The organism is Stenotrophomonas sp. Steno-C18, from assembly GCF_056393195.1.
On record NZ_JBWJOX010000009.1, the window covers coordinates 30,838 to 54,947 of the forward strand.

Genomic DNA, 24,110 nt, shown 5'->3' on the forward strand with positions numbered 1-24,110 from the left:
GGGACCGTGACGGCTTCAGAAGCGGTTGTCACCGTCCAGGATGCGGCCCAGCCCGCCCAGCACCGAGCCTTCGCCGCGGCTCTGGCCACCGCCCTGCGGGGCGGCGGCGAACATGCGGCCGGCCAGGCGCGAGAACGGCAGCGACTGCAGCCACACCTTGCCTGGGCCGGTCAGGGTGGCCAGGAACACGCCTTCGCCACCGAAGAACATGCTCTTCAGGCCGGCGACGCGGCGCACGTCCATGTCCACGCCAGCGTGGTAGGCCACCACGCAGCCGGTATCCACGTCGATGCGCTCGCCGGCGGCCAGCTCGCGTTCGACCACGCAGCCACCGGCGTGCACGAACACCCAGCCGTCGCCCTCCAGCTTCTGCATGATGAACCCCTCGCCGCCGAACAGGCCGGTCATCACCTTGCGTTGCAGGTGCACGCCGACCTGCACGCCACGGGCGCCGGCCAGGAAGCTGTCCTTCTGGCAGACCAGCTTGCCGCCGTGCTGGTCCAGCTTCATGGCCAGCACCGTGCCGGGGTAGGGCGCGGCGAAAGCGACCTTGGCCTTGCCCTGGCCGGTATGGGTGTAGACGGTGGCGAACAGGCTTTCACCGGTGATCACGCGCTTGCCGGCCGACAGCAGCTTGTCCATGAAGCCGCCGCCCTGGCCCTCGTGGCGGCCGTCGCCGAACACGGTGTCCATCTGCACGGAGGCGTCCTTGAACATCAGCGCGCCGGCTTCGGCGATGGCACTCTCGCCCGGGTCCAGTTCGATTTCGACGAACTGCATCTCATGGCCGACGATGCGGAAGTCGATATCATCGGCCCGGCTACGGTTGCCCCCGACCGGCGGCGGCATCGGCGGCGGGGCGGCCTGGCCGCCGAACTCGGCGATTTCGCCGACCGGCTGCCAGCCCTGCATGCCGGTCCGCCAGGCCAGTGCCTGGCGGTTGGCCTGGGCGTAGGCGCGGGCCGCTGCCTCATCGAGCGGGCCGACCCGGTCGGACTGGCCGGGAACATGGAAATACCACTGGGTCATGGCGCATCGCCTGGTGTGGGTAAGGAAGCCCAAGTCTATGCAGTGCGGTGGCTTTTTCACCCCTGACAGGCGTCATGCGTCTGAATACCTGAACGATTGCGATACGAATGTTGTACTGCAACAATTCCGTGCTAGGCGCAGTTCCCCATTCCTCCCAACAGGCCCTTCTTCGCCATGTCCCCGACCCGTACCGTCCGCGGCCGCTTCCCGGCTGCGCATCCGCTGTTCGTCGCTGTAGCCGCCCTGCTCCCCCTGGCCGCGATGGCCCAGGACGCCACCCCCGCACAGAAGGAAGCCGCCACGCTGGACGCCGTGAAGGTCACGGCCGCGCGCAAGGTGGAGAACATCCAGGACGTGCCGGTCTCGATCAGCACCGTCAGCGGCGAGAAGCTCGACGCGCTGGCCTCCGGCGGCACCGACGTGCGCTACCTGTCCGGCCGCGTGCCCAGCCTCAACATCGAATCCTCGTTCGGCCGTGCGTTCCCGCGCTTCTACATCCGCGGTTACGGCAACACCGATTTCCGCCTGAACACCTCGCAGCCGGTGTCGCTGGTGTACGACGACGTGGTGCAGGAGAACCCGATCCTGAAGGGCTTCCCGATCTTCGACGTGGAGCAGGTGGAAGTGCTGCGCGGCCCGCAGGGCTCGCTGTTCGGCCGCAACACCCCGGCCGGCGTGGTGAAGTTCGACTCGGTGCGCCCGACCCAGGAGTTCAACGGCTACGGCAAGGTCGGCTACGGCAGCGACAACCTGTGGAACGTCGAGGCCGCCGTCGGCGGCGCGCTGAGCGCGCGCTGGTCGGCCCGCGTGTCGGCGCTGTACCAGCGCCGCGACGATTGGGTGAAGAACACCGGCACCGGCCCGAACGACGGCCTGGAAGGCTATGACGAGTCCGCCGTGCGCGTGCAGTTCCTGTACGAAGGCGACAACTTCGAGGCGCTGCTGGGTGCGCACAAGCGCCACCTCAACGGCACCGCGCGCCTGTTCCGCGGCAACATCTTCAAGCCGGGCACGAACGACTTCGTCGCCGGCTTCGACGAGGACAAGGTGTCCATCGACGGCCTGAACCACTCCGAGCTGGACAGCAGCGGTGCCAACGCGCGCCTGAGCTGGGACTTGGGCAACCTGAAGCTGTCCTCGATCACCGGCTACGAAACCGTGGACACCTACAGCGTGGGTGACATCGACGGCACCTCCGGCCCGTACTTCACCCCTGAAGTGCCGTTTGCCTCCGAAACCGCCGACGGCATCCCGAGCCATTCGCAGTGGACGCAGGAACTGCGCCTGGAATCGCTCAACGACGGGCCGCTGAACTGGCAGGCCGGCCTGTTCTATTTCAAGGAAGACTACGACGTCGACAGCTACAGCTACGACACCACCAACGGCAGCAGGCAGGATGGCTTCCAGCGCATCAACCAGACCAACGATGCCTGGGCGGCGTTCGGTGGGGTGACCTTCCAGGCCACCGACAAGCTGGAGCTGCGCGCCGGCGTGCGTTACACCGTCGACAAGAAGGACCTGGTGGTCAAGGACTACTGGAACACCGGCTTCTCCCCGTGCGTGCTGTCGGCCAAGTGCGACCTGGCCGGCCTGCTCGCCGCCCAGCAGGCGGCCTTCGCCCGCGGTGACGCGGTGGACCCGTACCTGTCGGCCTCGACCAAGGACAAGAAGTTCAACTGGGACTTCTCGGCCACCTACGCCGTCAACGACACCGTCAACGTCTACGGGCGCGTTGCCACCGGCTTCCGCGGCAGCTCGATCCAGTCGGCCGGCGCCTTCAACGACAAGACCGTGGCCGACCCGGAAACCGTGCTGTCCTTCGAGGCCGGCGTGAAGGCGGACTTCTGGGACAACCGTGCACGCCTGAATGCCAGCGTCTACCACTACCGGGTCAAGGACCAGCAGCTGACCGCCGTGGGCGGCGAGCTGGGTAACGCCAACATCCTGCTCAACGCCGACAAGAGCGTGGGCCAGGGCTTCGAGCTGGACCTGCAGGCCTACCTGACCGACAACCTGCTGGTCACGCTGGGCAGCGGGTACAACCACACCGAGATCAAGGACGCCGATCTCAGCGTTGCACCGTGCTTCTCGTGCACCGTGACCAACCCTGTCATCGATGGCAAGGCGCGGATCAACGGCAACGCGCTGCCGCAGGCACCGGAGTGGACCCACAACCTGACCGCACGCTGGTCGCTGCCGCTGGCCGACGGTGCGCAGTTCTACGTGTTCACCGACTGGGCGTACCGCAGCGAAGTGAATTTCTTCCTGTACGAGTCCAGGGAATTCACCGGCAAGTCGTTGCTGGAAGGCGGCCTGCGCCTGGGCTACCAGTGGAACGACGGGGACTACGACGTGGCGTTGTACGGCCGCAACATCACCAACCAGATCCGCGCCACCGGCGGCATCGACTTCAACAACCTCACCGGCTTCATCAACGAGCCGCGCCTGTGGGGCGTGGAGTTCAAGACCCGCTTCTAAGCGCCGGTCTGCAGGTTGAACGAAGAAGGCGCGGAGCAATCCGCGCCTTCTTCATTTCCGTAGTGCCGAGCATGGCCCGGCACTCCCCGGCATTGCTCAGCGGGCTTCGGAGATGTCGGAGGTGAGCGCGGCGGTCTCGGCGGCGCAGTCGCGCGGCAACGACCGCTTCAGCGTGCGGGCGTACGCCAGCTCGCGGCGTGCCTTGGCCAGGTCGGCGACGAACTCGGGGTTGTCGTGCAGGCGGGCGACCGTGGCCGCACCCATGAAGCGTCCCTGCTGCACGTCGCTGAACCAGTGCACGTTGCAGACCAGCCGGCTGTGGCCATAGTTGCGGCCGCGCTCGATCAGGGCGGTGGCGTGCTCCGGATCGATCTCGGCCAGGATCAACGCCCAGGCCCAGCCGATCGAGGTGTGCCCGGACGGGTAGGAGCCACTCTTGCGCAGGTCCTGCTCGTCCTCCGGCGTGCAGGTCGGCTCGTTGTTGACCATGAACGGACGCGGGCGCTGGTAATGGTGCTTGGCGGCCTTGGTGGCGGCGCTGGCATCGATGCGGCTGCGTTCGAGCAGGGTGTACAGCGTCGGCGTGTCCTGCGCGGTGACCGCCACGCCCAGCGCGCAGCTGAACTGCTCGGCGCCGGCCGGGAAGGACAGGTCGGCGTCGGCATGGGCCTGCTGGAAGCGCGCGCTGCCGCGCATGCCGATGGCCTCGCGGGCCACGGCCTCGTCCAGCTGCGCCCAGACCGAGCCCGGGGCCGGCGGGGCCGGGCTCAGCGCCAGGCTGTCGGGAATGGCATCGCCCTGCAGGTAGCCGCTGGCGTGCTGGGTGGGGTCCTCGTCCGGCGCACCGGAACGGGTGGGAGTGCTGGAACAGGCGGCCAGGGCGGCGGCCAGCGAAGCGGCTGCGGCGAGGCGCAGCGGGAAGCGGGTACGGGACATTCGGGTACGGCGGAAACGACGGAACGGACCGGCATCATCGCATTGCCGGCACCGCCCCGGTGGATCGGGGCAGCGGCGATGGCCCGTTTACCCGACCCAGGCGGTCAGCCGGCCTTCGTCCTCGCGGACCTGGACCGGCCCGCCGAACAGCTCGGACAGCGGCCCGGAGCACAACAGCTCCGCGCGCGGGCCGTCGGCCAGGATGCGGCCGCCCTTCATCAGCACAACGCGGCCGATTTCCGGGATCACTTCCTCGATGTGGTGGGTGACCAGCACCAGGGTGATGCCCTCCCGGGCCAGGTGCTGCATGGTGTCGACCAGGTGCTGGCGCGAGATCAGGTCCAGCCCGGTGGAGGGTTCGTCCAGCAGCAGGGCGCGTGGCTGGTTGACCAGTGCCCGCGCGATCAGCACGCGGCGGGTTTCCCCGGCCGACAGCTCGGCGTAGCTGCGGCCCAGCAGCGGCAGGGCGCGGGCCAGCTCCAGCGCCTGGCGGGCACGCTGGCGCATGGCCTCGGTGACGTCGCGGTGCGCCGGCACCACGTAGCTGGCGAAGAAGCCGGAGATCACCGCTTCCTCCACGCTCAACCCGGGCATGTCGGACAGGTTGCTGGACAGGTCGCCGGTGACGATGCCCAGCTGCGAGCGCAGCCGGTCCACCTGCCAGCGGGTCTGGCCCAGCACCTGTACTGGAATGTGACCGTCCGCACGTGCCAGCGGGTACAGCTCGCGGGTGATCAGCTTGATGAACGAGGATTTGCCGCAGCCGTTGGGGCCGAGGATCGCCGTGTGCTGTCCCTGCTCGATGCGCAGGTTCAATTCATGCAGAACGCGGACCTGGCCGCGGATGACGCAGGCATGGTCCAGTTCGATCAGGGGGGCCGGGCTGGCGGCGGGGGCGATGGACATCAGGAGGTGAGCGGCAGCTGAGGATTCGACCAACGGACGACCCGCCGGTGGATGAAGTTTGCGCCGACAGCCCCCATCATGTGTAGCGGTTGTTTCATCTGGCACCGACCTGCCACGGAGTCCCGCCATGCCTGACGCCCTGTTTGATTTCCTCACTGGTGGCATCGCCGGCCTGGGCTGGTGGGGCATGCTGGCGGTGCTGCTGGTGGTCACCCAGCTGACCATCTTCGCGGTGACCCTGTACCTGCACCGCAGCCAGGCCCATCGCGGCGTGGATTTCCATCCGCTCATCGCCCACTTCTTCCGCTTCTGGGTGTGGCTGACCACCTCGATGATCACCCGCGAGTGGGTGGCCATCCATCGCAAGCACCACGCCAAGGTCGAGACCGAGGACGACCCGCACAGCCCGGTGACCAAGGGCATCGACCGCGTGTTCTGGCGCGGCGTGGAGCTGTACCGCGAAGCCCGCGCGCTGCGCGGCGACATCGAGCAGTACGGGCGCGGCGCGCCGGAGGACTGGATCGAGCGCCACCTCTACACCCCGCACGCCAACCTCGGGCCGGTGCTGTTGTTCGTGGTCAACACGGTGCTGTTCGGCCTGCCGGGCATCGCGCTGTGGGCGATCCAGATGGCGTGGATCCCGTTCTGGGCCGCCGGTGTGGTCAACGGCCTGGGCCACTGGTGGGGCTACCGCAACTTCGAGTCGGCCGACACCTCCACCAATCTCACCCCGTGGGCGTTCTGGATCGGCGGCGAGGAGCTGCACAACAACCACCACGCCTTCCCGAGCTCGGCGCGCTTCTCGATGCGGCGCTGGGAGTTCGACATCGGCTGGCAGGCGATCCGCCTGCTGCAGGCGCTGCGCCTGGCCAAGGTGCTGCGCGTGGCACCGAGCATGGACATCCGCCCCAACATCGCCGTGCCCGATGCCGATACGCTCAAGGCGCTGCTCTCGCACCGCTTCCAGGCGATGACCGACTACCAGCGCAACGTGTTCGCCCCGGCCCTGAAGGATGAGGCCATCGCCGCCGGTGCCAAGCTGCGCAAGCTGCTGCCGCGGCGCCTGCGCAAGGGCCTGGTCAACGATGGCCGTTGGCTCAAGCCGGCCTGCCGCGAGCAGTTGCAGGACTGGGTGCAGCAGCGCCCGCGCATCCAGCTGCTGGTCGACTACCGTGCGCGCTTGTCGGCCCTGCTGGAGGCCCGCAGCCACGATGCCGCCGAGCGCCTGCGCCAGCTGCAGCAGTGGTGCCAGGACGCCGAGGCCAGTGGCAGTGCGGTGCTGCAGGCCTATGCCGCACGCCTGAAGGGCTACGCGCTCAGCGCCGCATGAGGACGGTGACGGTGCTGGTGGGCCTGCTGCTGGCCGGCCCGGCGATGGCGCAGGTACAGGACACCCACGAATACCTGCAGCGCATGGACGCCGACGGCGATGGCAAGGTCAGCCCGGACGAGTACCTGCAGTGGATGCTGTACGCCTTCGACCGTATGGATCGCAACGGCGATGGCGTGCTGGAGCCGGAAGAACAACCCGGTGGCCGTGGCAAGCCGATCACCCGCGAGGAACAGCGGCAGGTGATCCTGGCGCGGTTCGCGCGACAGGACGCCAATGGCGACGGGTTCCTCAGCGCCCGCGAGTTGATGGCACCGCCGCGGTGATCGACGGCGCGCCTGCGAAAGACGATCCTGGAACGTGACATGCCTGAATTACCCGAAGTAGAAACCACCCGCCGTGGCCTGGAGCCGCACCTGCAGGGGCGGCGCATCCACGGCGTGATCCTGCGCCGGCCGGACCTGCGCTGGCCGATCCCGGCGGAGATCGAGACCCGATTGCCCGGCCAGCGCATCGCCGCGATCCGCCGCCGTGCCAAGTACCTGCTGCTGGACACCGAAGCGGGCAGCGCGGTGTTGCACCTGGGCATGTCCGGCAGCCTGCGCGTGCTGCCCGGCGATACGCCGGTGCGTGCGCACGACCACGTCGACATCAGCCTGGAGGATGGCCGCCTGCTGCGCTTCAACGATCCGCGCCGGTTCGGTTGCCTGCTGTGGCAGCCGATCGGGGAAACCCATGAACTGCTGCGCGGCCTGGGCCCGGAGCCGCTGGATGATGACTTCGATGGCGACTACCTGTTCCAGCGCAGCCGTGGCCGCAGCGCGGCGGTGAAGACCTTCCTGATGGACCAGGGCATCGTCGTCGGGGTGGGCAACATCTACGCGGCCGAAAGCCTGTTCATGGCCGGCATCAACCCGCTGCGCGAAGCGGGCAAGGTCTCGCGTGCGCGTTACCAGCGGCTGGCCGATGCGGTGAAGGCCATCCTCGGCCACGCCATCGTGCGCGGCGGCACCACGCTGCGTGACTTCATCAGCCCTGACGGTGCTCCCGGCTACTTCGAGCAGGAGCTGTTGGTGTACGGGCGCGAGGGGGAGACCTGCAAGCAGTGCGGGCGCGCGCTGCGCCACGCCACCATCGGCCAGCGGGCGACGGTGTGGTGCGGGCATTGCCAGCGGTGAGTGGCTGGCGGCGGGGCAGGGGCAATTGCAACCGCAATGGCACCCCTCCCCGGCCCTCCCCTTGGCGATGCCAAAGGGAGGGGGGCAAAAGCAGGGCTGCGCCGCTGCCTGGCCGATCTGCAGGAACCACCCCCTCCCTTGCGCAGCAGGGGAGGGCCGGGGAGGGGTGCCGTTGCGGTTGATCTACCCACGGCCCCCGCGCAGGCGCTCACTCCAGAGTTAGCCGGCGTATGCCTATCATGCGCAACCTTTTTTGCTCCGGACGACTGCATGCAACGCCGTGATTTCCTGCGCAATGCCGCCGCCGCACTGGCGGCCTTCGGCCTGCCCTCCTTCGCCGCCTGCGCGGCCACGCCGGCGCAGTTGGGCCTGCGCCGCATCGGCCAGCCACAGCCCTTCGATTTCGCCGCGCTCAAGGGCCAGGCGCGGGCGCTGGCGGCCGCGCCGTACCAGAGCCACAAGCGCACCTTGCCGGCCGAGCTGGAAGCGCTGGACTGGGACCAGTACCAGTCCATCCGTTACCGCCAGGACCACGCCCTGTGGGCCAACCAGCCGGGCAAGTTCCAGGCCAAGTTCTTCCACCTGGGGCTGTACTTCCATTCGCCGGTGCGCATGTTCGACGTGGCCGATGGCAAGGCGCAGGAGCTGGCCTACGACGGTGATGCGTTCGACTACGGCAGCAGTGGCGTGCACGGCAAGCGCCTGCCGGCCGACCTGGGTTTTGCCGGGTTCCGCCTGAACACCCGTGCCGACACCGACCGCGACTTCGCCGCCTTCCTCGGCGCGAGCTATTTCCGCGCGGTCGGCAAGGAAGGCCAGTACGGCCAGTCCGCGCGCGGCCTGGCGATCGACACCGGCATGGGCAAGCCGGAGGAATTCCCGGACTTCATCGCCTATTACCTGGAGCAGCCCAGCGGCGACTCCGACACGCTCGTGGTCTATGGCCTGCTGGACTCACCCAGCGTGGCCGGTGCGTATCGCTTCGCGATCACCAATGGCGAGGTGCTGCTGATGGACATCGACAGCGCGCTGTACCCGCGCAGTCAGATCGAGCGGCTGGGCATCGCGCCGTGCACCAGCATGTACCAGGTCGGCGAGAACGACCGCCGCATGGACTGGGACTGGCGCCCGGAGATCCACGACACCGACGGCCTGTCGATGTGGAACGGTGCCGGCGAATGGATCTGGCGCCCGCTGTGCAACCCGCGGCACCTGCGCTTCAACATGTTCATGGACAACAACCCGCGCGGTTTCGGCCTGCTGCAGCGTGACCGCAACTTCGACCATTACCAGGACGATGGCGTGTTCTACGAGAAGCGCCCCTGCCTGTGGGTGGAGCCGAAGGGGCAGTGGGGCGAGGGTTCGGTGCAGCTGGTGGAGATCCCCGCCGTCGATGAAACCTTCGACAACATCGTCGCGTTCTGGAACCCCACGGCCAAGCCGCAGCCCGGCCAGGAACTGCTGGTCGGCTACCGCCTGTACTGGGGCGCGCAGCCGCCGGCTCGGCCGCCGCTGGCGCATTGCGTGGCCAGCCGCACCGGCCTGGGCGGGGTCATCGGCAAGAAGCGCGAGTATTTCTCGTGGCGCTTCGCGGTGGATTTCGAAGGCGGCGAACTGGCCGGCCTGATCGACAAGGCCGAGGTCGAGGCGGTGGTGGAAACCAGCCGCGGCAAGGTCGAGATCGTCTCGGCGCGCCCGTTGCGCGAGATCAAGGGCTACCGCGCCATGTTCGACCTGGTGCCGCCGGAAGGCAGTTACGACCAGATCGACGTCCGCCTGTACCTGCGCAGTGGCGGCAAGACCCTGACCGAGACGTGGCTCTACCAGTACAGCCCGCCGCCGGCCGATGCGCCGGAGCGGACGTTGTATTGATTGGCTCGAGTCCCTGCTTGAGGCACCCCTTCCCAACCTTCCCCTTACGCCAAAGGGAGGGTGCGGAAGCTGGGCCTCACTGTGATTCGACCGACCTGCAGAAATCACTCCCTCCTTTTGGCGCAGCCAAGGGGAGGGTTGGGGAGGGGTAACGCTTGTGCCCTCCGCACATCACCTCACAACGGCAATGGCGCCTGCATCGGGTCGATGCGCCCTTCACCGCGCGTGATCTTCTTGAACTCGGCGCGGCTGACCGACACGTAGCGCTCGTTGCCGCCGATCTCCACCTGCGGGCCGTCCTGCACGGCGAAGCCGTTTTCGTCCACGCGCACGGTCATCGTCGCCTTCTTGCCGCTGTGGCAGATGGTCTTGATCTCCTGCATCTCGTCGGCCCAGGCCAGCAGGTACTGGCTGCCTTCGAACAGCTCGCCGCGGAAATCGGTGCGCAGGCCGTAGCACAGCACCGGGATGCGCAGTTCATCGACCACCTCGGACAGTTGCCAGACCTGTGCCTTGCTCAGGAACTGCGCCTCGTCCACCAGCACGCAGCCGAGCTTGCCGTGGCGGGCGATGTCCTGCTCGATCAGCTTCTGCAGGTCGGTGTCGTGCTCGAAGGCGGTGGCTTCGGCCTGCAGGCCGATCCGCGAGGCGACCACGCCGGTGCCGGCGCGGTGGTCCAGGCGCGGGGTGAGCAGGGCCACCCGCATGCCGCGCTCACGGTAGTTGTGGGCGGACTGCAGCAGGGTGGTGGTCTTGCCGGCGTTCATCGCCGAGTAGTAGAAATAAAGCTTGGCCATGGGCCATTTTACCGCGCCGGCCGGCGCTCACGGGCGATGGATTACACTGCCGGCCTGCTAGTGATCCGACCCCATGCTGGACTCCCTCAATCCCCCCCAACGCGCGGCGGCGGTGCACGCCGAAGGTCCCCTGCTGGTGCTGGCCGGTGCAGGCAGCGGCAAGACGCGCGTGATCGTCGAGAAAATCGCCCACCTGATCGGCAGCAACCGCTACCCGGCCCGGCGCATCGCGGCGATCACCTTCACCAACAAATCGGCCAAGGAAATGCGCGAGCGCGTGGCCAAGCGCCTGCGCGCGGAGGATGCCGCGGAGGTGACCATCTGCACGTTCCACGCGCTGGGGCTGAAGTTCCTGCAGATCGAACATGAACAGGTGGGGTTGAAGCGCAACTTCTCGATCTTCGATGCCGATGACGCCAACGGCCAGATCAAGGACCTGCTGGGCGGCAGCAATGCCAAGCCCGACGACATCGAGGACATGAAGAACCTGATCTCGCGGGCCAAGAACGCCGGCCTGTCGCCGGAGCAGGCGATGGCGGCGGCGCGCAGCAGCCGCGAGAAGAACGCGGCCATGGTCTACGAGCTGTACCAGGCGCGGCTGACCTCGTTCAACGCGGTGGACTTCGATGACCTGATCCGCCTGCCGGTGCAGGTGCTGGAAGAAAACCCGGACATCGCCCTGGCCTGGCGCGAGCGCATCGGCTACCTGCTGGTGGACGAATGCCAGGATACCAACGACGCCCAGTACCGGCTGCTCAAGCAGCTGGCCGGGCCGCGCGGCAACTTCACCTGCGTGGGGGACGACGACCAGTCGATCTACGCCTGGCGTGGCGCCAACCCGGAAAACCTGCAGCAGATGGGCCGCGACTACCCGGCGCTGAAGATCATCAAGCTGGAGCAGAACTACCGCTGCTCCAACCGCGTGCTGCGCGCGGCCAACGCCTTGATCGCGCACAACCCGCACGAGCACCTGAAGACGCTGTGGTCCGACCAGGCCGACGGCGAGCGCATCCGCGTGTGGGAATGCCGCAACAGCGAGCACGAGGCCGAGAAGGTGGCCTCGGAGATCCATTTCCTGGCCACCAACCGCAAGATCCCGTGGAGTGATTTCTGCATCCTGTTCCGCGGCAACTTCCAGTCACGGCCGCTGGAGAAGGCGATGCAGCTGGTCGGCGTGCCGTACCACCTCAACGGCGGCACGGTGTTCCTGGAACGGCAGGAGGTGAAGGACACGCTGTCCTGGCTGCGCCTGCTGGTGAACCCGGACGACGACACCGCGTTCATGCGCGCGGTGCAGTCGCCCAAGCGTGACGTTGGCGCCAGCACGCTGGCCAAGCTGGCCGAGCTGGCCTCGGAGAAGGGCATGCCGATGGCGCAGGCCGCCGAGGCGATGGGCGCGCTGGCGCAGCTGCCGCCGCGCGCGGCCAACAGCCTGAGCAAGTTCACCGACATCCTGCGCGCGCTGCGCATGGACATGCGCCAGATGAGCTCCGGCGACCTGGTGCGGCGCGTGGCCAAGGACTCCGGCCTGCTGGCGGAAATGCGCCACCAGGCCAAGGACACCACCAGCTACGAGCGCCGCGCCAACAACGTCGAGGAACTGGCCTCGTGGTTCGAGAGCGGCCCGCGCGGTGCCAGCGCCGCCGACATGGCCGCGCAGCTGGCGCTGATCTCGCGCAACGACAAGGACGACGGCGGCAACCAGGTGCGGATGATGACGCTGCACGCGTCCAAGGGCCTGGAGTTCCCGTATGTGTTCATCGTCGGCTGCGAGGACGGCGTGCTGCCACACCAGGTCAGCCTGGACGAGGGCAACCTGCAGGAAGAGCGCCGCCTGCTGTACGTGGGCATCACCCGCGCCAAGGTACAGCTGTGGATGAGCTTCAGCCGCCTGACCCGCAAGTTCGGCGAGCACATCCGGCTCAAGCCCAGCCGCTTCTTCGACGAGCTGCCGGCCAGCGAGATCCAGCGCGACGGCGCCGACCCGGTGGCCGATGCCGCGCACAAGCAGGAGCGCGCGAAGGCGGGGTTGGCGGCGATCCAGGCGTTGTTTGACTGACCCCTCCCCAGCCCGCCCGGCCCTCAGGCACAGCCTTCGGGCGTTCATCGGACCGCACGCCAGTGGCATGCAAACGCTCCTCTTCACCCCCTCCGCCTTCGGCAAAGGGAGGGGGCGGATCATGATGGTGGGTCAGGTCAACGTGTACCGCGTTGCTCCCTCCCTTGCGCCGCAGGCGGAGGGGAGGGCCGGGGAGCGGTAAGCTCGGCCTGCACATCCCGCACGGAACCCGGCAATGCCCCAACCCCTGATCCAGACCGAACGCCTCAACCTACGCCTGCTGCGCGACGACGACACCGACGCGGCCGGCATGCTGGCGCTGCTCAACGAGCCGGGTTTCCACCAGTACATCGGCGACCGCGGCGTGCGCACGCAGGAGCAGGCCCGCGACTACATCCGCAATGGCCCGTTCGCCAGCTACGTGGCCAACGGCTTCGGCATGTACGTGATCGAGCGGCGCGAGGACGGTGCGTGGATGGGCAACGCCGGGTTGGTGCGTCGTGATGGCCTGGCCCACGTCGACGTGGGTTACGCGCTGCTGGGGGAATTCGGCGGGCGCGGCTACGCGCTGGAAGCCGCGCGCGCGGTGGTGGCGTATGCGCGCGATGCGCTGCGCATCGGGACGCTGTGCGCGATCGTGTCCAAGGGCAATGCGCGTTCGGTGGCGCTGCTGGAGAAGCTGGGGTTCGTGGCGGACGGCGTGGTGACGCTGCCGGGCAAGGACGAGGAGTTGTTCCTGTTTTTACTGGCGGAGGGGGCGGACTGAATTTCCAGGCATCGTCGTAGCCGCCCTTCTCCCTGCGGGAAAGGGTGCCCGAAGGGCGGATGAGGGTTCGGGCTTGGCACTGTGTCGTTGATTTCAGGTGGGCTTTGCTTCTTGCCCTCTCCCCAACCCCTCTCCCGCTTGCGGGAGAGGGGCTAGAGTCAACGCCTTACGGCATCACCGGTGGCACGTAGGCCAGGGTCGCGCCCAGCGCCCACAGCAGGAGCAGCACCAGCGGGATGTGCACCAGCAGCTGCACGAAGGTGAAGCCGATCAGGTCGCGTGCCTTCAGGCCCAGCACGCCGAGCAGCGGCAGCATGTAGAACGGGTTGATCAGGTTGGGTAGCGCTTCGGCGGCGTTGTAGATCTGCACCGACCAGCCCAGGTGGTATTGCAGGTCGTTGGCCACCTGCATCACGTACGGCGCTTCGATGATCCACTTGCCGCCACCGGAGGGGATGAAGAAGCCCAGCACCGCCGAATAGCTGCCCATCAGCAGCGCGTAGGTGTCGTGGCTGGCGATCCGGGTGAAGAAGGTGGAGATCAGGTGGGCCACGCTGTGGCCGTCGCTGCCGTTGACGGTGGTCATGATCGCGGCGATGGAGCCATACAGCGGGAACTGGATCAGCACGCCGGTGGTGGATGGCACCGCGCGCGCCACCGCGTCCAGGAAATTGCGCGGGCGCCAGTGCAGCAGCGCGCCCAGCATCAGGAACAGCAGGTTGTAGGTGTTCAGGCCGGAGATCGCCTGGATGGCCGGCTTGGTCGAGAACTCATGCACCAGCCAGCCGGCGGCCAGCAGCACCAGCAGCAGGATCAGCAGTGGGCTGTGTTCCAGCCATTCGCCGGGGCGGGTCGGCGTGGCCTTGGGCGGGGCGACGTCGTGGTGCACGTCCACGCCGCAGTCGGCCGCGTCACGCGCGGAGTTGGCGTTGGGCGCGGTGACGTAGGAGATCACCAGCGACACCACCACCAAGGCTGCCAGCAGCACGCCGGACTGCCACAGGAAGATGGTTTCGGTGAACGGGATGACGCCGGTGATGGACAGGATCGACGGCGGCAGGCTGGCCGGGTTGGCCTGCAGCTGCGCGGCCGAGGACGACAGGCCCAGTGCCCATACCGCACCCAGGCCGAGATAGCCCGCCGCGCCGGCGGCGCGGTAGTCCATCTTCAGCTCGCTGCGGCGCGCCAGCGCACGCACCAGCAGGCCGGCGAACACCAGGCTCAGGCCCCAGTTCAACAGCGAGGCCAGCATCGACACGGTGGCCACCAGCGCCACCGCGGTGCGGCCGTTGCGCGGTACCCGGGCAAGCCGGCCGATCAGCCGCGAGGCCGGGCCGGAGGAGGCCACCACGTAACCGCCGATGACCACGAAGGCCATCTGCATGGTGAAGGGGATCAGGCTCCAGAAGCCATCGCCGAAGGCCTTGGCGGTTTCGGTGGCCGGGGCGCCGATGGCCAGTGCGGCCAGCGACACGGCGGCCAGGGCGAGGGCGGCGAACACCCAGGAGTCGGGGAACCAGCGCTCGGCGAACTGGGCGCAGCGGATGGCGAAGCGCGCCGAGGCGGTGTCTTGGGGAGTCTGCATGGGGGCTATCGGTTGGGGACTTCGACGCGACGCTAGCAATCCCGTGCAGGCGGGGGGAACTGGACTTTTGGGGGGAGGGGCGGGTTCAGCTTGAAGGGATTTGCCCGCCAATGCCGACTCTCCCCAGCCCTCCCCTTGGCTTACGCCAAAGGGAGGGGGCGATTCGTGCCGTTCGATCAGCCTGCAGAGTGGTGCTTTTAGCTCCCTCCCTTTGGCGTAAGCCAAGGGGAGGGCTGGGGAGGGGTAATGCGGTTGAGCTCCCCATCCACTCCTGCATCACTCCGCCGCGTCGTAGCCGAACTGGATGCCCGCCGTGCCGCCGGTGCTGATGAACAGCTCCATGAACTGCTTGGCGGTGTCGGCACGGTTCCAGTCGCGCTGCAGTTCGCAGAACAGCTGCGGCACGCTGATCAGCTTGGCGCCGGCCTGCTCGACGCGGCGCAGGGCGGCGTCATGGGCGGCCAGCGAGGTGCCGCCCACCGCATCGACCGGCACGTACACTTCGTAGCCCTCGCGCAGCGCGTCCAGCGCCGGGAAGGTGAGGCAGGCCTCGGTCCACAGCGCGGTCATGATCAGCTTCCTGCGGCCGGTGGCCTCCACCGCCTTGCGGAACTCCACGTCTTCCCACGAGTTGATGGTGGTGCGGTCGTAGGTGGGCTCGTCCTTCAGCACCTTGCGCAGCTGCGGGATCGGCGGCTTGTTCAAGCCGGTCTTGACGTTGACCGTGGAGTGCACGATCGGCAGTCCATAGACCTTTGCGGCCTTGGCGACGCCGACGATGTGGTTGACCAGCAACTGGCGGTCCATCGAGGCGATGGAGTTCACCTGCACCGGCTGGTAGTCGATGACGATCAGGGCGGAGTTCTCCGGGGTCAGCAGATCGTCGGTCTTCGGGTCACGCTTGGTTTCGCTGGTCATCACAAAGCTCCTTTGCAGGGAGGGATGCACCGTGCGCAGGGCGCACGCGGTGCGGGGGGAAACGGATCAATCGCGCTGCGAATCCAGCGGTTCGTGGTTGGTCACCACTTCCTGCGCCTTGCTGTAGCTCTCGATCAGCAGCTGGTAGTTCGGGAAGATCTGCGTGTAGGCCTGCGCCCATTCGGCGGCGTCGGCGCGGTTCCAGGTCTTCTGCAGCTCCGAGGCCACGGCGGCCACGTCGATGACCACCACGCCGGCCTGCATCATCCGCGCCAGGGTGATTTCCTGGGCCTGCTTGGAATAGGTGCCCGAGGCATCGATCACCGCGAACACCTGGTAGCCCTCGGCCACCGCCGCGATCGACGGGAACGCCATGCACACGCTGGTGATGGTGCCGGCGATGATCAGCTGCTTCTTGCCGGTGTCCTTCACCGCCTGCACGAAGTCGGGGTTGTCCCAGGCGTTGATCTCGCCCTTGCGCGCCACGTACCTGGCGTGCGGTGCGTTCTGGTGGATCTCCGGGATCAGCGGGCCGTTCGGGCCCTGCGGCACCGAGGCGGTGGTGATGACCGGGATCTTGGCCAGCGACGCCAGCTTGGCCAGCGTGGCGGCCAGGCGGCGCAGCGTGGTGAACGGCATGTCATGCACGGTCTGGAACAGGCCGCTCTGGTGGTCGATCAGCAGCATGGCGACGTTGTCCGGGTCGATCACCGGCTTGGCGCCGTTGAAGTTGGCCGCGTACGGGAAGGCATTCATGGCGGGGCTCTCATTGAGTAGCGATGGGACGATCGCGCTGCATCGGTAATGCAGGCGCGACGGGGAAGTGACCGGGCGGTTACGCCCGGTCATGGGTTCAAGCGGCGATCTGGCCGAAGCGGCCGGAGTTGAAGTCCTCCATCGCCTGGCGGATTTCTTCCTGCGTGTTCATCACGAACGGGCCGTAGCCGGCGATGGGCTCGTCGATCGGCTCACCGGCCAGCACCAGCACGGTGGCATCGGCGTTGGCTTCCAGCGCCACCTCGCCGGCGGTACGGTCGAACAGCGCCATCTGGCCTTCGCGGGCCACCTGGCTGCCGTTGAACAGCACCGTGCCGTGCAGCACCACCATCGCCACGGTGTGGCCTTCGGCAAAGGCGAAGGTGGCGTGCCGGTCACGCTGCAGGCGCAGGTCCCAGACATCCATCGGCGTGTGGGTGCGGGCCGGACCATGCTGGCCACCGAACGCACCGGCAATCACGCGGACGGAGCCGGCGCCATCGGCCAGGGGCACGACCGGGATGTCGGCGTTGCCGATGTTCTGGTAGCCCGGCGTGGCCATCTTGTCGCTGGCCGGCAGGTTCACCCACAGCTGCACCATCTCCAGCTTGCCGCCTCGGCGGGTGAAGGCCTCGGAGTGGAACTCCTCGTGCAGGATGCCGGAGGCGGCCGTCATCCACTGCACATCGCCCGGGCCGATCTCGCCGCCGGCACCGGTGGAGTCGCGGTGGGCCACTTCGCCGTCATAGACGATGGTGACCGTCTCGAACCCGCGGTGCGGGTGCTGGCCGACCCCGCGCGGAGTGTCGGTGGGGCTGAACTCGGCCGGGCCGGCGTGGTCCAGCAGCAGGAACGGGCTGAGCTGGCGGCCGTGGGTGTTGTAGGAGAACAACGAACGGACCGGGAAGCCGTCGCCGACCCAGTGCGGGCGGGGGGCGCTGTAGAGGCCGCTGATCTTCTTCATGTCTTTGCTCCAGTGGCGGCGCGGGTGCGCCTTCGTTGAAGCGAAGATTAGGATTGGGACGATACCCCCGGTAGACGGCAAAAAGTGGTCTCATAGTCCTGTCTGGTGAACGATGGGACGCGCCATGCAGGACCTGAACGACCTGTACTACTTCGCCAAGGTGGTCGACTACGGCGGCTTCGCGCCGGCCGGGCGCGCGCTGGGCGAGCCCAAGTCCAAGCTGAGCCGGCGCATCGCCCTGCTGGAGGAACGGCTGGGGGTGCGGCTGATCCAGCGTTCGACCCGGCATTTCTCGGTGACCGAGATCGGGCAGACCTTCCACGCGCATTGCCGGGCGATGCTGGTCGAGGCCGAGGCGGCGGCCGAATCCATCGAGATGACCCGCTCGCAGCCACGCGGCATCGTGCGGGTGAGCTGCCCGACCATGCTGCTGGACTTCCGGGTGGCGAAGATGGTGGCCGACTTCATGGCGCAGTGCCCCGACGTGCAGGTGCACCTGGAGGCGACCAACCGCCGCGTCGACGTGATCGCCGAAGGCTTCGACCTGGCCATCCGCGTGCGTCCGCCACCGCTGGAGGACAGCGAGCTGGTGCTGAAGGTGCTGGCCGAGCGCACCCAATGCCTGGTGGCGGCGCCGTCGCTGGTCGAGCGGCATGGCATGGCGCACGGCCCGGCCGACCTGCACCTGTTGCCGAGCGTGGCGCTGGGCGTGCCGCAGGCCGAGCATGCCTGGCGGTTGATCGGCCCCGATGGCGCCGAAGCGGTGGTGGCGCATGCGCCGCGGCTGGTCACGCGCGGGATGACGGCCCTGCGCGAAGCGGCCTGGGCCGGTGTCGGGGTGGCCCAGCTGCCCTCGATGATCGTGCGCGAGTCGGTGGAGCAGGGCCGCCTGCTGCGCGTGGCACCGGACTGGGCCCCGCCGAAGGAGATCGTGCACGCGGTGTTTCCGTCGCGGCGCGGGCTGTTGCCGTCGGTGCGCGAGTTCATCGATTTCCTCGCCGCGCGCTTCGCCGAGCTGGACGAATCCTGAGCCGGCGGCGGCGCGATCGATCCTGAACCGGGGACAGTCACAGGAAATGCACATGCCGTTGGTGAACTTGGTCGATCACTCGCAAAGGAGCGCCCTGCATGCGCCATGGAATCGCCACGCTGACCTGTCTGTCGTTGTTGCTTGCCGCCTGTGGGCGCACCCCGCCCGCCGCGCCGGCGTCCGGTGACGCCGCGCCCACCGCAGGCGCCCCGGCCCCCGCCGCCGCCCCGGCAGCGGAAGGCTTGACCGCCGGCAGCATCGAGTTCCCGGTGATCCCGCCGATCATGGTGCCCAGCATCATCGGCAGCGGCCCGGCGCAGAAGCAGCTGGAGGCCTCGATGCAGGCGCTGATCAACCCGATCGACGGCATCACCGTGCGTCCGGCCAACTGCGCCACCGACGGCGGGCTGGTCAACGAGAGCGGCTTCACCAACGTCGATGCGCAGGGCAACCTGCAGCGCGTCAGCGGCCAGGGCGTGTTCGAGATCGGCGCCGATGGCAGTGGCCATGCGGTCACCGGCGACGACGTGGTCGAAGTGGCGCCCGACGGCAGCGGCAGCATCATCAACAGCGCCGGCACCTTCGAAGTGCAGGCCGATGGCTCGGGCACCTACGTCGGCGCGTACGGCAACATCGAGCTGGACGGCAAGGGGGGCGGCAACTGGGTCGGCGAGTTCGGCAACATCGAGAACCATGGCGATGGCTCGGGCCGCTGGGTCGGCGCGGAGGGCAGCATCGAGATCAATGCCGATGGCTCGGGCAAGTGGATCGGTGGCCCGGAGGGCATCGTCGAGAACCGTGGCGACGGTACCGGCACCGTGGGCGCGGTCGCCCGCGAGGTGCGCATGGCGCCGCTGCCGCCGCTGCCCCCGGCCGGCCGCTTCCCGTTGCTGGACAAGTTCAAGCCGTCCGGTGCGCCGTGTGGTTTCGTCATCACCCTCAACGACCAGGTGTTGTTCGACTTCGACAAGGCCGACATCCGTCCCGATGCCGGCAAGGTGCTGGACACCCTGGCCACCGCGCTGGGCACGGTGCAGGCCAGCTCCCTCGAGGTCCGCGGCCACACCGATGCCAAGGGCAGCGACGATTACAACCAGGACCTGTCCGAACGCCGCGCGCGTTCGGTGGTGGCCGCGCTGCAGCAGCGGGGTGCGGCGGCCGGGGCAAGTGCCCACGGCTACGGCGAAACGCAGCCGGTCGCGCCCAACGAGATCAACGGCAAGGACAACCCGGGTGGCCGCCAGCTCAACCGCCGCGTGGAGATCTTCGTCCGCACCTAGGAGCGGGGTCGGGTGATGCATCGCGGCCAAGGCCGCTCCTGCGGCGTGGGTGTCCGCGACCATGCCTAACGGCCCGTGTCAGGGCCATGCGCGTCGACGCATCATGGGGCTCTCAGACAAACGAGAGGTTGGTGATGCATGTATTCCGTCCTGCGGCGCTGGGGCTGGCCCTGATGGCCGCCATCGGCTTGGCGAATGCGGCACCGGACGTGCCCGATACCGACGCACGGGGCGTCAGGATCAGCGAGGCCGCCTACCCGGGCACCATCGTGCTCGACGTGGACGCCACCGACCTGGGCCAGCGCGTGTTCAAGGTGAAGCAGACCGTGCCGGTGCAGGCCGGCCTGCAGCGCTTCCACTACCCGGCCTGGTTGCCGGGCAACCATTCGCCCACCGGCCAGATCGAGAAGCTGGCCGGCCTGGTCATCACCGGCAACGGCCAGCGCCTGGACTGGGTGCGCGACCCGCTCGACGTCTACACCTTCAACGTGCAGGTGCCCGAAGGCGTCGGCGAGCTGCGCATGGAGTACCAGTTCCTCAGCCCCACCGATTCGGCGCAGGGGCGCACGGTGATGACGCCGAACATGCTCAACCTGCAGTGGAACGCGATGCTGCTGTACCCGGCCGGGCATGCCGCCCATGCCATCACCTACCAGGCCAACGCGCGCTACCCGCAGGGCTGGGAAGCGGCCAGCGCCTTGACCGTGGCGCGCCGTGACGGCGACACCGTGCACTACGCGCCGACCAACCTGGAAATCCTGGTGGACTCGCCGGTGTTCGCCGGCCGCTACCACCGCCGCTTCGACCTGGCCCCGGCCGGCACCCGCCCGGTGCGCCTGAACGTGTTCGCCGACCGCGCCAAGGACCTGGAGGCCAAGCCCGAGCACATCGAGCAGCACCGCGCGCTGGTCACCCAGGCGCGCAAGCTGTTCGGTGCCGAGCACTACGACCATTACGACTTCCTGTTCGCGGTGACCAGCCAGCTGGGCGGCATCGGCCTGGAGCACCAGCGCTCCAGCGAGAACAGCGAGGACCGCGACTACTTCAGCGGCTGGGACGCGAAGGTCGGCAGCAGCGACCTGCTCGGCCACGAATACACCCATTCCTGGGACGGCAAGTACCGCCGCCCGGCCGACCTGGCCACGTTGAACTACAACGTGCCGATGCAGGGCAGCCTGTTGTGGGTGTACGAGGGCCAGACCCAGTACTGGGGCAACGTGCTCACCGCGCGCGCCGGCATCCGCCCGCTGGAGGCCTCGCGTGACGCGCTGGCGCTGGTGGCCGCCACCTACGCCGACAACCGCCCGGGGCTGGAATGGCGCTCGCTGGGCGACACCACCAACGACCCGGTGATCGCCCGCCGCAAGCCCAAGCCGTACCGTGGCTACCAGATGAGCGAGGACTACTACCAGGGTGGCCAGATGCTGTGGCTGGAAGCCGACGTGCGCATCCGCAAGCTCAGTGGCGGCAAGCGCAGCCTGGATGATTTCGCCAAGGCCTTCTTCGGCCAGAACGATGGCCAGTGGGAGCGCCCGGATACCTATACCTTCGAGGATGTGGCCGCGACGCTGGAGCAGGTGCAGCCCACCGGTGACTGGACGCAGTTCCTGCGCGAGCGCGTGGATGGCCGCCGCGGGCTGACCGACGGCATCGCCGCCGCCGGCTGGAAGCTGGTCTACCAGGACAAGCCCAGCGCCTACTACAAGGCGATGATGAAGGGCCGGGGCGCCAACTTCATCTACTCGCTGGGCATGTCGCTGGACAGTGCCGGCCGCGTTGGCGAAGTGCGCTGGGACAGCCCGGCCTTCAACGCCGGCCTGGGCACCGGCATGCAGGTGCTGGCGGTCAACGACCTGCAGTACAGCGCCGATGAACTGGAGGAAGCGGTGCGTGCGGCCAAGACCGGCCAGCAGCCGGTGCGCCTGCTGGTCAAGGAGATGGACGTGTACCGCACCCTGAGCATCGACTACCAGGGCGGCCTGCGTTACCCGGTGCTGGAGCGCATCGAAGGCAGTACCGACTACCTGACGCCGATCCTCAGCGCCAGGAAGTGAGTGACCGTGCCGGGCGCTGCCCGGCACGGAGGCACTGCGACACAAACCGGTGGTGCCAGGCCATGCCCGGCGCCACCGGCCGGGTGATGCCCATGCGATGCATGGCTGCCTGCTGCCGCAGGTCAGTTCTTGATCTGCACGTCGTCGATGTAGACGTTGATGTCATACGCGGTGTTGGCGTGGTACAGCCAGATCGCATCGAGCTTGACGCTGGAGGCGGTGATCGCACCGTTGCCGTCGACCCAGGCGTTCCATTGCGCCGCATCGCTCAGCGGCCATGACACGTAGGTCCAGGTATTGGCGGCGATGGCCTTGCTGGTCGATCGCTCGGTGCCATCGCTGTCGTCGATGCCCACGCCCACGCTCACGCCGCTGCCGCCGGTCCACACCCAGAAGCCGACCACGCCGTTGCTGCGCGCCAGCGCGGTGTTGTTGGCCGGCGTGCCTGCGCCGGACAGCAGGCGCACCGCCCACGAAGCGGTGCTGGCGGTGTTGTCCTTCAGCAGCACGCGCAGCGAACAGCTGCCGTTCTTCTGCGTGGTGCAGTCGCGGGTGGCGGTGGAAGCGGTGCTGATGCCGGTGGTGCTGCCGGAATAGCTGGGACTGGTGTCGAAATGCCCCACGCTGCTCTCGAAGCGGTCCAGGTAAGTGACCGCGCCGGTGCCGCCGCCGCTGCCCGGGTTGATCAGCGCGTAGTACTTGGACCAGTTCCAGTTGATGCCCGGGTCGGTGTGGGTCTGCCCGCTGTAGTGCTGGTGGCCCTTGATCTTGACGCTGGTGGCGAGCACGTTGATGCCGCTGCTGGACGGGCCGCTGTAGGCGCTGGCGCAGCTGATCGCGCTGTACTTGGCGCAGAAGTTGCGCACCAGCGCCGCCGAGGCCTCGTACATGGCGTTGGTGTACCAGGAGCTGTTGTCGACGTAGCCCTCGTGCTCGATGCCCAGCGTGTAGCTGTTCTGGCTGCCCACGTGCCAGGCGGTGTGCGCGTCGCGCACCATCTGCGTGACCTGGCCATCGGAGGAACGGATCACGTAGTGCGCGCTGACCTGGGCGCTGGCGTTCTTGAACCACGAGATGGTGCCGGCGTAGCTGCCCTGGGTGGTGTGCACGGTGACCGCGCTGATCGCGGCCGCGCGCGAGGCGGCGTAGTTGGAACTGGACGCGGCGCTCCAGATCGCAGGGCCATAGTCGGTGCTCTGGATGGTCGCGTCGATGCCGGCCGTGGCCCGTGCATCGGCGCGCGCGGCGTTGGCCTGCAGGGTCTCGCTGACCGGGTCGATGTGGTAGGCACCGGTGTCCACGCGGTCGCCGCTGACATCCAGGCGCACCATCGGGGCACGCAGGGTGACCAGCTGCGGCGCGTCGAAGGCATCCTCCCAGGCGATGGGCCGTTCCGGCACCACGATGCCGCGGTCGTTGACGCCGCGGTCCTGCGCCAGCAGCACGTCATAGGCGAAGCTGGTGCGCGCGTAGGTGTCGATGTTGCCGCCGCTGCGCGCGGCCTGTGCGCCGGCCGGGGCGAAACCGGCATAGCGCATCAGCGCGGGGCGGATGGCTTCGGGCGTGGCGTTGGTGCGCGCATCGGCATCGGGGATGTCCTGGCGGATCTGCGCATCCAGCAGCGCGGCGGCGGCCAGGATGTTGGTGGCCACGTCGGTGCGCACCGCGTCGCTGCTGACGCCGAGCAACCGTGCGCCTTCACCGACCTGGTCTTCGAAGCCCTGGCCGGCGTACAGGCCCATCACGCCCCAGGAGGCGGGCATGCGCAGGTGGTTGGCGTCCTGTGCCTGCCGCGGCTGCAGGTTGGACCAGCGGCTCTGCACGAAGGCCATCGCCTCCAGCGTGCCGGACGGGATGGAGGGATAGCGGCGGTAGGCCTGCTGGAAGTAGCGACGGAACATCGCGCGCTGCGGTGCCAGCACGGCTTCTTCCATCTTCAACTGCATGTCCAGCGCCTGGCTGGAATCGGCCTGCGCTGCCTTGAGCGAGGTTTGGGCGAGCGCGGGTGCGGCCACGATACTGGTGATGACGGCAGACAGCAGCACGGCGGTATGACGGTGCATCATCGATAGGACCCCTTCAGTTGGAACCCCCTGCCGCTGTGGTTCTACCGGATCGCGGCCGCCCGTGGGTGAAGAGCGTGCCGGTATGTGACGCGCCTCACCCGCGTTG

19 protein-coding genes are annotated in these 24,110 nt (G+C 68.1%); 10 read left to right on the forward strand and 9 right to left on the reverse strand.

Annotated elements, in window-relative coordinates:
• Window positions 1-15: 15 nt before the first annotated feature.
• Entirely contained in the window at window positions 16-1,029 is a 1,014-nt protein-coding gene (locus AC06FE_RS16365) for a TIGR00266 family protein (RefSeq protein ID WP_132862305.1), read from the reverse strand.
• 174 nt (window positions 1,030-1,203) lie between these two features.
• On the opposite strand from AC06FE_RS16365, the gene AC06FE_RS16370 reads away from it, so the two are divergent.
• Entirely contained in the window at window positions 1,204-3,507 is a 2,304-nt protein-coding gene (locus tag AC06FE_RS16370; RefSeq protein WP_478073643.1) for a TonB-dependent receptor, read from the forward strand.
• 96 nt (window positions 3,508-3,603) lie between these two features.
• Here the strand turns inward: AC06FE_RS16370 and AC06FE_RS16375 are convergent, their stop codons facing one another.
• Entirely contained in the window at window positions 3,604-4,443 is an 840-nt protein-coding gene (locus AC06FE_RS16375) for an acid phosphatase (RefSeq protein WP_478073644.1), read from the reverse strand.
• A gap of 87 nt (window positions 4,444-4,530) precedes the next feature.
• Entirely contained in the window at window positions 4,531-5,349 is an 819-nt protein-coding gene (locus AC06FE_RS16380; RefSeq protein ID WP_478073645.1) for an ABC transporter ATP-binding protein, read from the reverse strand.
• Window positions 5,350-5,476: 127 nt separating this feature from the next.
• On the opposite strand from AC06FE_RS16380, the gene AC06FE_RS16385 reads away from it, so the two are divergent.
• From AC06FE_RS16385 to AC06FE_RS16400, 4 genes are all read left to right on the forward strand, one after another.
• The gene (locus tag AC06FE_RS16385; protein WP_192288345.1) at window positions 5,477-6,679 is read left to right on the forward strand and encodes a DesA family fatty acid desaturase; all 1,203 of its coding nucleotides are present in this window, start codon (window positions 5,477-5,479) and stop codon (window positions 6,677-6,679) included.
• A complete protein-coding gene (locus tag AC06FE_RS16390) occupies window positions 6,676-7,005 on the forward strand; it encodes an EF-hand domain-containing protein (protein WP_478073646.1) in 330 nt (109 codons plus the stop codon). The genes AC06FE_RS16385 and AC06FE_RS16390 overlap by 4 nt, the downstream gene beginning before the upstream one ends.
• A gap of 39 nt (window positions 7,006-7,044) precedes the next feature.
• The gene (mutM, locus tag AC06FE_RS16395; RefSeq protein ID WP_478073647.1) at window positions 7,045-7,857 is read left to right on the forward strand and encodes a bifunctional DNA-formamidopyrimidine glycosylase/DNA-(apurinic or apyrimidinic site) lyase; all 813 of its coding nucleotides are present in this window, start codon (window positions 7,045-7,047) and stop codon (window positions 7,855-7,857) included.
• 270 nt (window positions 7,858-8,127) lie between these two features.
• Window positions 8,128-9,729: an OpgD/OpgG family glucan biosynthesis protein gene (locus AC06FE_RS16400; RefSeq protein WP_478073648.1), complete on the forward strand. Its 1,602-nt coding sequence runs from the start codon at window positions 8,128-8,130 to the stop codon at window positions 9,727-9,729.
• A gap of 176 nt (window positions 9,730-9,905) precedes the next feature.
• Here AC06FE_RS16400 and AC06FE_RS16405 read toward each other — a convergent pair whose 3' ends face one another.
• Window positions 9,906-10,526, reverse strand: coding sequence for a thymidine kinase (locus AC06FE_RS16405; RefSeq protein WP_192288341.1), 621 nt, complete (start codon window positions 10,524-10,526; stop codon window positions 9,906-9,908).
• A 76-nt stretch (window positions 10,527-10,602) separates the two neighbouring features.
• On the opposite strand from AC06FE_RS16405, the gene AC06FE_RS16410 reads away from it, so the two are divergent.
• Together AC06FE_RS16410 and AC06FE_RS16415 are read left to right on the forward strand one after the other, a co-directional pair.
• Window positions 10,603-12,585 carry a UvrD-helicase domain-containing protein gene (locus AC06FE_RS16410; RefSeq protein WP_323438879.1) on the forward strand — a complete coding sequence of 661 codons (1,983 nt, stop codon included), beginning with the start codon at window positions 10,603-10,605 and terminating at the stop codon, window positions 12,583-12,585.
• A 235-nt stretch (window positions 12,586-12,820) separates the two neighbouring features.
• Window positions 12,821-13,351 (forward strand): GNAT family N-acetyltransferase, encoded by a 531-nt coding sequence (locus AC06FE_RS16415; RefSeq protein ID WP_478073649.1) that lies wholly within the window; start codon window positions 12,821-12,823, stop codon window positions 13,349-13,351.
• A gap of 166 nt (window positions 13,352-13,517) precedes the next feature.
• Here the strand turns inward: AC06FE_RS16415 and AC06FE_RS16420 are convergent, their stop codons facing one another.
• The 4 genes from AC06FE_RS16420 to AC06FE_RS16435 form a co-directional block, all read right to left on the reverse strand.
• Complete coding sequence (locus AC06FE_RS16420; RefSeq protein WP_478073721.1) at window positions 13,518-14,945, reverse strand: short-chain fatty acid transporter; 1,428 nt, start codon at window positions 14,943-14,945, stop codon at window positions 13,518-13,520.
• 267 nt (window positions 14,946-15,212) lie between these two features.
• Window positions 15,213-15,854, reverse strand: a complete 642-nt coding sequence (locus AC06FE_RS16425) for a hydrolase (protein ID WP_132862316.1) — start codon at window positions 15,852-15,854, stop codon at window positions 15,213-15,215.
• A 66-nt stretch (window positions 15,855-15,920) separates the two neighbouring features.
• The gene (locus tag AC06FE_RS16430; RefSeq protein ID WP_478073650.1) at window positions 15,921-16,610 is read right to left on the reverse strand and encodes an isochorismatase family protein; all 690 of its coding nucleotides are present in this window, start codon (window positions 16,608-16,610) and stop codon (window positions 15,921-15,923) included.
• Window positions 16,611-16,707: 97 nt separating this feature from the next.
• Complete coding sequence (locus tag AC06FE_RS16435) at window positions 16,708-17,574, reverse strand: pirin family protein (RefSeq protein ID WP_478073651.1); 867 nt, start codon at window positions 17,572-17,574, stop codon at window positions 16,708-16,710.
• 124 nt (window positions 17,575-17,698) lie between these two features.
• On the opposite strand from AC06FE_RS16435, the gene AC06FE_RS16440 reads away from it, so the two are divergent.
• From AC06FE_RS16440 to AC06FE_RS16450, 3 genes are all read left to right on the forward strand, one after another.
• Window positions 17,699-18,604, forward strand: coding sequence for a LysR family transcriptional regulator (locus AC06FE_RS16440; RefSeq protein ID WP_192288336.1), 906 nt, complete (start codon window positions 17,699-17,701; stop codon window positions 18,602-18,604).
• Between the two features lie 98 nt (window positions 18,605-18,702).
• On the forward strand, window positions 18,703-19,884 hold the full coding sequence (locus AC06FE_RS16445; RefSeq protein ID WP_192288335.1) for an OmpA family protein: 1,182 nt from the start codon (window positions 18,703-18,705) through the stop codon (window positions 19,882-19,884).
• Window positions 19,885-20,018: 134 nt separating this feature from the next.
• On the forward strand, window positions 20,019-21,938 hold the full coding sequence (locus AC06FE_RS16450) for a M61 family metallopeptidase (protein WP_478073722.1): 1,920 nt from the start codon (window positions 20,019-20,021) through the stop codon (window positions 21,936-21,938).
• Between the two features lie 122 nt (window positions 21,939-22,060).
• On the opposite strand, the gene AC06FE_RS16455 is transcribed toward AC06FE_RS16450, so the two are convergent.
• A complete protein-coding gene (locus AC06FE_RS16455; RefSeq protein ID WP_323438940.1) occupies window positions 22,061-24,004 on the reverse strand; it encodes an N-acetylmuramoyl-L-alanine amidase in 1,944 nt (647 codons plus the stop codon).
• Window positions 24,005-24,110 lie beyond the last annotated feature (106 nt).